Below are 10,424 nucleotides of genomic sequence, written 5' to 3'. Positions count from 1 at the left end.
CGAACCGCCCCGGGGCCCCGCCCAGCGGGCCGTGCGCGCCGATGGCAGCCAGGACCTTCCGTTCGACAGCGACGAAGACGAACCCGACGACGACGTCACCCGCTAGCGCTCGCCACCACGGCCACGCTCGCGCGTTGGTGTTCCATGACAGACCTATCCTTTGTGAATCAGCCACGGCCGTTCCGCGTCTGGAAGGCGGCCGCACTCGCGCTCGGCCTCGCCGGCGCGCTTGGCCTCGCCGCCTGTCTGGGTCGCTCCGACGCGCTTGCCGGAAAGAACGCCGAGCTGGCCTTGGCCACGCTGAAGGCCGCGCCCGAGCACGGCTTCGCGGCCGAGCGTTTCCACGTTCAGAAGATCGAGCGGCTGCTCGCCTCCCACGACCGGACGGACCGCGCCGCCGCCGCCCAGGAGCTGCGCACGGCCCTGGCGGACTACTCCCGCGCCCAGCATGGCCTGACCATCCCAAGGACCGCCTTTCCCCGCGATTGGGGCCTCAAGCCCGCGGCCTATGACGCCGACGCGAGCCTTGCTCAGGCGCTGCAGGCCGGGACGGTGAAAGCGTGGTTGGAAGAACAGGCCCCGCCCTCGCCCGCCTACCAGGCGCTGCAGAAGGCCTATGTCGCCTACCAACGGATCGCGGCCGCCGGCGGCTGGCCGACAATCGAAGCCACGCCGCTGCAGCCGGGTGCTCAGGGCGCGCAGGCCGCCGTCCTCAGGACGCGGCTCGCGTTGGAGGACCCGCAGTTCGCCGGCGCGCCACAGGCCGCTCCCGTCGACGCCGCACTGATCGCGGCGCTCCAGCGGTTCCAGGCCGCTCACGGCCTGCCCGTCAGCGGCCAGCTCGACGCCGCGACGGTCGAGCAGCTGAACGTTCCGGTCCAGGCCCGCGCCGCCCAGCTACGCGCCAGCCTGGAGCGCCTGCGCTGGCTGCCCCGCCAGAAGCCTGCGACCCGCATCGACGTGAACATCGCCGCCGCCGAGATGAGCTATTTCCGCGACGGCCGGCTCGCCGCCCGCCTGCTGGCGGCCTCAGGGCGGCCGGGCGGCGACGAGACGCCGATGCTGAAATCCGCCGTCGACGCGATCGTCCTCAATCCCCCGTGGAACGTGCCGCCCGAGATCGCCGAACGGGAGATCCTGCCCAAGGGCGAGGCCTATCTGCAGGCCAAGGGCTTTTCGATGAGGGACGGCCGGCTCGTCCAGCACCCCGGTCCGGACGCAGCGCTCGGCGCTGTGAAGTTCGACTTCCCCAACCCCTATGCGGTCTATCTCCACGACACCCCGGCCAAGGCGGCCTTCGCCAGCTCGCAGCGGGCCGTCAGCCACGGCTGCGTGCGCCTGGCGCAGGCGGTCGGCTTCGCCAAGCTCCTGCTGGCGGACGAGCCGGGCTGGCCGGCCGGGCGCGTCGACCAGGCCCTGGCCTCGGGCGAAACCCTGCGCATCAGCCTGACGCACAAGGTCCCGGTGCGGCTGCTCTACCTCACCGCCTATCCCGAGGGCGACCGCATCGCCTTCCGGCCGGACATCTACGGCTGGGACGCCCGGCTCTTGCAGATGCTCGACCATCCGCCGCGCGGCCGGCGGGCCTGACCGCTCAGGCGGCCGGCGCGGAGAGCTGAGCGCCACCCTCGACGGCCAGCGCGACGTCGAGGGCGCGGATCGCCTCGTCGGCGGTGACGACCGGCCGGGGCGCCGCGCCGCGCACCGCCATCAGGAAGCTGGCGATGCTGGCGCCCAGCGGATCGCGCCCGGCCGGTGTATCGGCGAAATCGGGGTCCAGGCCGAACGGCGTCGTATTGCGGAAGGTGCGCGCGACGAAGTCGATCTCCACCTCGCCAGAGGGGAACACCACCCGCATCGTCCGCTTGCGCGCCGCAGCCTGGCGCGAGACGTCGAAGCGGGCGCTGAAGCCGTCGTCGAAGGCGAGCTCGGCTAGGGTGTCGTCCCAGCCGCCCGACGCCCTCAAGCCGCCCGTCAGCGGCCTGGCGGTCGTGAGCGAGAGCGCCAGGTCGATGTCGTGCACCATCAGGTCGAGCACCGCCGAGACGTCTCGGCTGCGCTCCGAGGGCGGACCGTGGCGCAGGGCTTCCAGCCTGAGCGGCTGTTCGGGCACGTCGAGCAGGCCCATGGCGCGGAAGACCACGCGCTCCTGGTGGCCGCAGGCGAGGACCAGGCCCTTCGCCGCCGCGCTTCGCCGGATGCGCTCGGCGTCGGCGACGCTGACGGCGATCGGCTTCTCGACATAGACCGGCTTGCCGGCGGCCAGCGCCGCCAGCACGTGCTCGGCGTGGACCGTCGCCGGCGAGGCCACGGTCACCACGTCCACGGCCTCGAGGAAGGCGTCGAGCTCGTGGAAGGCCCGCCCGCCCAACGGCATGGCCACCTTGGCTGCGCGGTCCGGGTGGGGGTCGAGCACGGCGGAGAGCACCGCGCCGTCCTGCTGGGCGTATTGCCGGGCGTGATAGCCCCCGAACACGCCCGCGCCGATGACGCCGCCCCGCAACGCTGCTGAATCAGCCATACCGTTCTCCGGATCGGCCGATGCGCCTAGCAGTTCAAAGCGCCGGACGCCACCCGAAGGCGATTGGCCGGGCCCGGCGGGCGGAGTAGAACCGCACCCTCAGCCTCGGTTTGGAGCCTCACGTGCCGCGCCTGTTCAGCGCCTTCATCATCGTCGACTGGAGCGCGGCCTCTAAGCCCACCACAGGCGCAGATTCGATCTGGATCGGCGTCCTGAAGCGTGACGTCCGCTTCCGCATGGCCTTCGAAAGCTACAATCCGCCGACCCGCGCCGAGGCCGAGAAGCGGCTGGCGGCGGTGCTCGACGACCTCAGGAAGCGGGGCGAGCGCGCGCTGCTGGGCTTCGACTTCTCGTTCGGCTTCCCGCGCGGTTTCGCCGCGGCCATGAACCTCGCGGGCGATCCGCCGTGGCGCGCGGTCTGGGACCAGCTCGACAAGATGGCCAAGGACAAGGCCGACAACACCAACAACCGCTTCGGCGTCGGCGCGGAGATCAACCGGCGCCTCACCGGCGGCCCGTTCCCGTTCTGGGGCTGCCCGCCGAAGGACGCCCTGACCACCCTGCAGCCGAAGCGCAGCCGCCCGCACGGACCGGACGACCTGCCGGAGTTCCGCCACGCCGACCTCGCGGCCAAGGGCGCAGCGGCGATCTGGAAGCTCTATTACAACGGCTCGGTCGGCGGTCAGTCGATCCTCGGCATACCCGCGCTGCGCCGGCTGAAGCTGGCCCGGGGCGAAGCGGTGAAGGTCTGGCCGTTCGAGACCGGCTTCAAGGCGCTGACGGAGGACGCCCTGGCCGGCGTCGAGGTGGTGGTGGCCGAGACCTATCCTTCGCTGCTGAAAATCCAGGCGGGCGCCGGCGAGGTGAAGGATCTGGCGCAAGTGCGCGGCGCGGCTGAACATTTCGCCCGCCTGGACGAGGCGGGCAAGCTCGCCGCCCTGTTCGCCCCACCGGCGGCGACGCCGCCTGACGTCGTGGTCGACGCCGAGCGGGAGGAAGGCTGGATCCTGGGCGCGGGCAGCTGAGCGCTTGCGGCTACTGATAGACGCCGCGGCGTCTCATTTCCGCGGTCATCTGGTCCGCGCGCCGCAGGTCGGGATAGACGTACCGCGCCATCTCCGGCGTACGCCGCCCCGCATCGTACGCGGCGAGGACCTGCCTGATGTGGCCGCAGTAGCGCAGGATCACGTAGCGGCCGGCGACTTGGTGCCCGACGCCCACCGCCAGCACGACGAATAGCGCGACGGACATGTTCCGCGGGTTGAGCCTGCCGACGGCGCGACTGCGGATCGCCAACAGCACCACGATCCCGATGTGCAGCGGCGCCAGCAGCACGGAATAGCGGATGGGCACCTGCATTCCGGCGCTGGCGTTGAGCCGACCGACAACCGCCATCGCGGCGGCCGCAAGGGAAAACAGGATCAGACTGCAGCAGAACCGGTCCAGGCGATCCCGCGCGGCGGCGCCTCGCGCCGGCCTCGCCGCCAGGTAAAGCCCCAGCACGACGAGGAGCAGGCCGATCGACGGGCCGACGAATTGCGCCACAGGCTGAAAGCCGGCCGGCGTCGACATCCTTTCCGACGAGGCCGACCAGGGCAGGCCGCAGAAGGTCAGGAAATAGCGGAGCATCCGAACGCCGTGTTCGACCGGCGTCTCGGGCGTGACCTGGGTCTGGACCGCCATCTGGCCGGCGGTGAAGACGAAGATCGCAACCAGGATCGGGCCGGCGACCCACAGCAGCGGCAGTCGGCCGCGGTCCGGGCGTCGCAGCACGGCGATCATCAGAACCGGCACGGTCGCAAGCCCGACGCTGTTTCCCATCGCCGCCCCCGCCGCGAGAGCCAGCAGCCCGAGCGCCGCCCCGACGCCGTTGGCCTGGCTTTCGGCCAGAAGAAAAGCGGCGACGGCGAAGGTCGCGGCGAAGACATAGGGCGTGTTGATGGAGACGCTCACGTCGAAGGCGTTGAGCGAGGTCCAGAGCGCCAGCGGCGCGACAGCGGCCAGGACGCACGCCAGCGCCTTGTCCTCGACGCCGCGCCAGATGTGGCGCGCGGCCAAGACTGCGGCGGCGAGCACGGCTAGCAGAGCGGCGATGGAGAAGATCGTCGACTGGCCATGGAACACCCGGACATCCAGGCTCGTCAGCAACCTGAGCCAGACGATGTGGTGGCCGTTGTGCGGCGCCCAGAGGTAGCCGCCGGGATCATGCTGGTCCTGCGCCTGGAACTCGATCGCAAGAATATCAAATCCGTCGCCATAGGGCGCCCGGATGAAACCCCGGACGACCGTGTCCAGGAACAGCGTGAGGTAAACGGCCAGCCCGACCGCGAGGACCGCCAGGACTCCACTTTCCGCCCCGGGCGCCCGGACACGCCGAAGCTCTGCATTCCGTCGGAGCGCTCGGGCTTCCGACGAGGTCGTTCGATTCAAGCTTCCACTCCAGGGGCGTTGCGCGCGCGGGGGCGGCGCAGGCGCCGCAGGATCTACCCGAAAATCTTAGACGCTTGCAAAGCGCGACAGCCGCGAGTCGCGCCGATCCAGCTGCCAAAGGCGGGCGAGCAGCAGGCCGCACGACACGAGGCTGGCCAGGATGACCGCCCACACCAGACCCTTGACCCCCATCCCCTCGGGAATGGCCAGGCACCAGGCGAGCGGCGCCATGATCACGATGTAGCTGGTCAGGTGGGTCCCCGTCGGCAACCAGACATCGCCCCGGGCGCGCAGGGCCTGGGCGGCGACCACCTGCAAGGCGTCGGGAAGGAACATCAGACAGGTCAGCGCGAGGCCGGCGCCGGCGATCGCGAGGGTCTGCGCATCGTCGGTGTAGAGCCTGGCGATTGGACCCGCGAGCGGCCACACCGCCAAGGCGAGCACGACCCCGTAGACGGCGGTCACGAGGACCGCCGTCGCCGCGGCGCTGCGTGCGCCGGCGGCGTCACGGGCCCCATAGGCCGAGCCGACGCGCACCGCCGCCGCGGTCGCGAGGCCCAACGGGGCCATGAAGACCACCGCGGTCACATTGAGCACGATCGCCCAGCCCGCGACCGCGAGCGCGCCGATCCAGCCGGCGATGACGTTGAGGCTGTTGAAGGCTGCGACTTCGAAGAAGTTCGACAACCCTGCGCCGAGGCCGATCTTGCGCTGTTCCGCCTCCGCCTTCGGGTCGCGCGGCGCGCGGTCGAAGACGCCGAGCGCCCTCGCCTCGTCCATGCGCGCGATATAGCCCAGCATGAAGAGGCAGAGCGCCGTCCGCGCCCCCAGGGTCGCGCAGCCGCCGCCCACGGCGCCCAGCGCGGGCAGGCCGAAGGTCCCGGGCACCAGCAGAAGGTCGAGCGCCAGGTTGACCCCATTCGCGATCCACATCGCCCAGGCCGCGGCGCCCGGCCGCTGCAGGCCTTCCAGCCAGAAGCTCGCCGCGACGCTGACCGCATAGGGCGGCAACGACAGGGCGAAGATCAGCAGCGGCGCGCTGGCGCCGTCGGCGAGGTCCTTGCTGAGCCCGATGGCGTGCAGGAACGGCGGTCCGGCCAGCATGAGCACGAGCGTGGCGGCCAGGCCGATCCACAGGCTGTAGACCACCCCGCGGCGCAGGACCGCGCCCGCCTCGCCCAGCCGGCCGTCGCCGACCGCGCGCGCAGTCATCACCTGCACCCCGCTGAGCAGGCCCACCACCATGGTGATGACGACATTCGTCGGCGCCCAGCCCAGCGCGTGATAGCCGAGCTGCGCCGCCGAATAGCGCCCGACGACGATCGCGTCGGACAGGCCCATGACCATGATGCCGAGCCTGGCCAGCACGACGGGTCCGGCCAGCTTCAGGAGCGGAACGAGTTCAGGGCGGACGGTTATGGCGCGGTCTCCGGCGCGGGAGACCGCTGGGGCCGCGGAACGGTCCATGGGTGGGGCCGGCTTGTCAAAGAGGAACCGGTGAAGTGGGGACGGCCTAGCTGGGCCGCAAGGGTCAGCCCCTCCCTCCCTTACTCACTCCGCCGCGCGCATCGGGACCTGGCTGCGCTCGTGCTTCAGCTTCTCGGCGACCAGGAAGGCCAGCTCCAGCGCCTGCTCGCCGTTCAGCCGCGGGTCGCAGTGGGTGTGATAGCGGTCGGCCAGATCGCCCTCGGTCAGCGCGCGCGCGCCGCCCAGGCATTCGGTGACGTTCTGGCCGGTCATCTCCAGGTGCACGCCGCCCGGATGCACGCCCTCGGCCTCGCAGATCTCCACGAAGCTCTTCACCTCCGAGAGGATGCGGTCGAACGGCCGGGTCTTGTAGCCGGTCGAGGCGGTCAGCGTGTTGCCGTGCATGGGATCGATCGCCCAGACCAGGCTGCGGCCGTCGGCCTTGGTGGCGCGCAGCAGCTTGGGCAGGCGCTCGGCGATCTTGTCGGCGCCGAAGCGGCCGTAGAGGGTCAGGCGGCCGGCCTCGTCCTTCGGGTTCAGCACGTCCATCAGGCGCAGGATGTCGTCGCCTTCCATGGTCGGGCCGCACTTGACGCCGATCGGATTGCGGATGCCGCGGAAGAACTCCACGTGGGCGCCGCCGAGCTCGCGGGTGCGCTCGCCGATCCACAGCAGGTGGGCCGAGGTGTCGTACCACTCGCCCGAGGTGGAATCGACGCGGGTCATCGCCTCTTCCAAGCCGAGCAGCAGGCCTTCATGGCTGGTGAAGAACTCCACCTGGTGCAGGCTGGGGTGGCTCTCGGGCGTGACGCCGATGGCCTCCATGAAGGCGAGGCTGTCGCTGATCCGCCGGGACAGCTCCTCGTAGGCGGCGCCCTGCGGCGAGCCGGCGACGAAGCCCAGCGTCCAGCGGTGGATGTTGTGCAGGTCGGCGTAGCCCCCCGTGGCGAAGGCGCGCAGGAGGTTCAGCGTCGCCGCCGACTGGGCGTAGGCCTGCAGGAGCCGGTTCGGGTCCGGAGTGCGCGCCTCGGCGCTGAAGTCCATGCCGTTGATGATGTCGCCGCGGTACGACGGCAGGGTGGCCTCGCCCTGGGTCTCGATGGGCGAGGAGCGCGGCTTGGCGAACTGGCCGGCCATCCGGCCCACCTTCACCACCGGCTTGCCGCCGGCGAAGGTCAACACCACCGCCATCTGCAGGATCAGCCGGAAGGTGTCGCGGATATTGTCGGCGTGGAACTCCTTGAAGCTCTCCGCGCAGTCGCCGCCCTGCAGCAGGAAGGCCCGGCCCTGGGCCACCTCGCCCAGCAGCGTCTTCAGCCGCCGCGCCTCGCCGGCGAACACCAGCGGCGGCATGGCCCGGAGCATCTGCTCCACCTTCGTCACCTCGGCGGCGTCCGGATAGTCGGTCGGCATGTGCTTGCCGGGCTTCGATCTCCAGGAGGCGGGCGTCCAGTGTTCCATCGTCGTCTCGAACAGGTTCCGGCATCTCCGCGAAACGCGCGGGAGCGGGCCTTCTACTCCGATATCGGGCGTCAGGTCGACTTCGTGTTGCCGGCGCTGCTCTGCAGCATGGCGGCGAGCACCGGGATGAAGGCCCCGAGCGCCATCCACCACTGCTGCCAGATCCCGTAGTTGAGCCAGGCGAACAACAGGAAGGCCACGACCGACCCGGCCACCGCGGAACTCCCAAGATCGGGCTCCTCGCGTTCGAGCCGGATCAGGCTGAGACCCCAGAAGGCCGCGGCGGCCACCGCCCCGATCAGGCCGAGCTCCAGCCAAACTTGCAGGGCGGCGTTGTGCGGATGGAGATCGATGCCGTTCCCCATCGCCCGGCTGGCGTCGAGGCCCCAGCCACGCACCGGCTCCTGGCTGATCCAGTCGAGGGTGTGGCTCCAGTAGCTCATCCGCGCGCCCCAGGAGTACGGGATGGCGTGCTCCAGAAATCCGTAGTCGCCGCTGATCCGCACCATCCAGATCAGCGCCGGCATCAGCAGGGTGAAAGCCGCCGCCCCGCCGGCCATGAGCCGCGGACCCAGCCTCGGCTGCAGCCACACCAGCAGCATGGCGATCGCCGACAGCGGGAAGGCCAGCACCGGCGCGTCGGCGTTGAAGACGTCCGCCGCCAGGACCGTGCCGAGGATCGTCGCGGCCAGCAGCACGAGCTGACGATAGCGTTTCAACGTTCCGACCATCACCACGGGCCAGAGAACCGCGAGGATGAAGCTCGAATGGCCCACGTTGGTCTGCGCCCGATCCATCGCGATCGGCGCCAGAAAGCGCTCGTGCAGCGCCTGGTAGAAGCGCGCATTGGTGAAGACGTCCGCCAGCAGCATTACGGCGTAGAACGCCAGTCCCCAGCCCAGCACCTTGAGCGCCAGGTCGTTCAGCCGTGGATCGGCCCGGCGTGCGCCGCAGAGGGCGCTCCAGAACAGCGGGAGCGCGAGCGCGAGCTGGACGATCACCCGGTGGTCGATCTGCTTCGGGTGGGACGGGCTCCAGGTGGTCGACACCGCACCCCACACCAGCGCGCCCAGCAGCACGATCAGGACCGGCCGGTCGTTGTCGGTGATCCTGAACGCCCCGAGGCTGAGGACGCCCATCACCGCCAGCAGCGGGGCGAAGCCGAGCGGCGAGAGCCAGCCGATCAGCGGGATCAGCACAGCTGCGCCCACGTTCACCCAGCCGCACCAAGCGGCCAGGCCGCCGCGCGCGGCTTGCCGCGCCTGGGTCATCACCGTCGCGGTCACGCGGCCTGTCCCAGGCCCTGCGGCACATACTTCTCGCGCAGGGTGACCAGTTCCTCGGCGAGCGTCGGGTGCACCGCGCAGGTGGAATCCCACTGGCTCTTGGTGACGCCCATCTTCATGGCCACCGCGGCAAGTTGAATGATCTCGGGGGCGTCCGGTCCCACCACGTGGCAGCCGACGACCTTTTCGCTCGCGGCCTCGACCACCAGCTTCACCAGGACGCGTTCAGAGCTGCTGGTCAGGGCGTATTTCATCGGCTTGAACCGCGCCAGATAGACATCGACCTTGCCGAGCTGATGCCGAGCATCGGCCTCGGAAAGCCCGACCGAGCCGATCGGCGGTTGCGAGAAGACGGCCGAGGCGACCATCTCGTGGTCGAAGGTGGTGGGCGCGTCGTAGAACACCGTCTGGGCGAAAGCGTGGCCTTCACGTATCGCCACCGGCGTCAGATTGATCCGATCGGTGACGTCGCCCACCGCCCAGATGTTCTCGACGCTGGTGCGGGAATAATCGTCGACCAGCACGGCGCCGTTCTCGTCCAGCTTGACGCCCGCCGCTTCCAGCCCGAGGTCCTGGACATAGGGCTCGCGGCCGAGGGCGAACATGACCGCGTCGCTCTCACAGGAATGGCCGTTGGTGAAGCGGCTGAGATATCCGCCGGCGGTCTTCTCGATCGCCGCATGCTGGGTCGCCAGGATCACCTTGATCCCCCGCTTCGTCATCTCCTCGGTGATGTGCGCGCGGATGTCGTCGTCGAAGCCGCGCAGCACGTTGGGCCCGCGATGCACCAGGGTGGTCTCCACGCCCAGGCCGTTGAAGATCCCGGCGAACTCCAGCGCGATATAGCCTCCGCCGGCGATGACGATCCGCTTGGGCAGCTTTGGCAGGCCGAAGGCCTCGTTCGAAGTGATGGCGTGCTCGACGCCCGGCAGCTCGCGCGGCATCCACGGACGTGCGCCGGTGGCGATCAGGATCTTGTCGGCGGTCGCCGTCCCGCGGCCCTCCATCTCGACGGTATGGGCGTCCAGCAGGCGCGCTCGGGCGTGCACCATCTCCGCCCCGGCGTTCTGGAGGTTGCGGACGTAGATGCCGGAAAGCCGGGCGATCTCCTTGTCCTTCTCGGCGACGAATTTCGGCCAATCGAAGCTCGTCTCGCCGACGGTCCATCCGTAGTCCGCGGCCATCTCGAAATGGTGGGCGAACTCCGAGGCGTAGACCATGAACTTCTTCGGCACGCAGCCGCGGATCACGCAGGTGCC

General features: G+C 70.2%; 8 protein-coding genes. 2 read left to right on the top strand and 6 right to left on the bottom strand.

All coding sequences use genetic code 11. The annotated features are described in order from the left end of the window. Window positions 1-162 precede the first annotated feature (162 nt). Complete coding sequence (locus VJS38_RS06430) at window positions 163-1,590, top strand: L,D-transpeptidase family protein (RefSeq protein ID WP_324087328.1); 1,428 nt, start codon at window positions 163-165, stop codon at window positions 1,588-1,590. Between the two features lie 4 nt (window positions 1,591-1,594). Here the strand turns inward: VJS38_RS06430 and VJS38_RS06425 are convergent, their stop codons facing one another. Further along, a complete protein-coding gene (locus VJS38_RS06425; protein ID WP_324087327.1) occupies window positions 1,595-2,521 on the bottom strand; it encodes a Gfo/Idh/MocA family oxidoreductase in 927 nt (308 codons plus the stop codon). Between the two features lie 122 nt (window positions 2,522-2,643). On the opposite strand from VJS38_RS06425, the gene VJS38_RS06420 reads away from it, so the two are divergent. After that, window positions 2,644-3,546 carry a cobalamin biosynthesis protein CbiG gene (locus tag VJS38_RS06420; protein WP_324087326.1) on the top strand — a complete coding sequence of 301 codons (903 nt, stop codon included), beginning with the start codon at window positions 2,644-2,646 and terminating at the stop codon, window positions 3,544-3,546. A gap of 10 nt (window positions 3,547-3,556) precedes the next feature. On the opposite strand, the gene VJS38_RS06415 is transcribed toward VJS38_RS06420, so the two are convergent. From VJS38_RS06415 to gor, 5 genes are all read right to left on the bottom strand, one after another. Beyond that, on the bottom strand, window positions 3,557-4,951 hold the full coding sequence (locus VJS38_RS06415) for a hypothetical protein (protein ID WP_324087325.1): 1,395 nt from the start codon (window positions 4,949-4,951) through the stop codon (window positions 3,557-3,559). A gap of 66 nt (window positions 4,952-5,017) precedes the next feature. Next, window positions 5,018-6,418 (bottom strand): MATE family efflux transporter, encoded by a 1,401-nt coding sequence (locus tag VJS38_RS06410; RefSeq protein WP_324087324.1) that lies wholly within the window; start codon window positions 6,416-6,418, stop codon window positions 5,018-5,020. Between the two features lie 84 nt (window positions 6,419-6,502). Further along, on the bottom strand, window positions 6,503-7,879 hold the full coding sequence (locus VJS38_RS06405; RefSeq protein WP_324087323.1) for a class II 3-deoxy-7-phosphoheptulonate synthase: 1,377 nt from the start codon (window positions 7,877-7,879) through the stop codon (window positions 6,503-6,505). A 71-nt stretch (window positions 7,880-7,950) separates the two neighbouring features. Beyond that, window positions 7,951-9,165, bottom strand: a complete 1,215-nt coding sequence (locus VJS38_RS06400; RefSeq protein WP_324087322.1) for an O-antigen ligase family protein — start codon at window positions 9,163-9,165, stop codon at window positions 7,951-7,953. Then, on the bottom strand, window positions 9,162-10,424 hold a 1,263-nt coding region (gor, locus tag VJS38_RS06395; RefSeq protein ID WP_324087321.1), incomplete at its 5' end, for a glutathione-disulfide reductase. The genes VJS38_RS06400 and gor, both read right to left, overlap by 4 nt.

Origin of the sequence: Phenylobacterium sp. (assembly GCF_035276905.1) — a bacterium.
Taxonomy (GTDB): Bacteria; Pseudomonadota; Alphaproteobacteria; order Caulobacterales; family Caulobacteraceae; genus Phenylobacterium.
Note: the sequence above shows the minus strand (reverse complement) of the source record. Positions and strands in the feature narration are given on the sequence as shown.

Excerpts from the sequence above, each read along its gene's own strand:
- VJS38_RS06410 (WP_324087324.1), bottom strand. The coding sequence starts at position 6,418 with ATGGACCGTTCCGCGGCCCCAGCGGTCTCCCGCGCCGGAGACCGCGCC.
- VJS38_RS06425 (WP_324087327.1), bottom strand. The coding sequence starts at position 2,521 with ATGGCTGATTCAGCAGCGTTGCGGGGCGGCGTCATCGGCGCGGGCGTG.
- VJS38_RS06405 (WP_324087323.1), bottom strand. The coding sequence starts at position 7,879 with ATGGAACACTGGACGCCCGCCTCCTGGAGATCGAAGCCCGGCAAGCAC.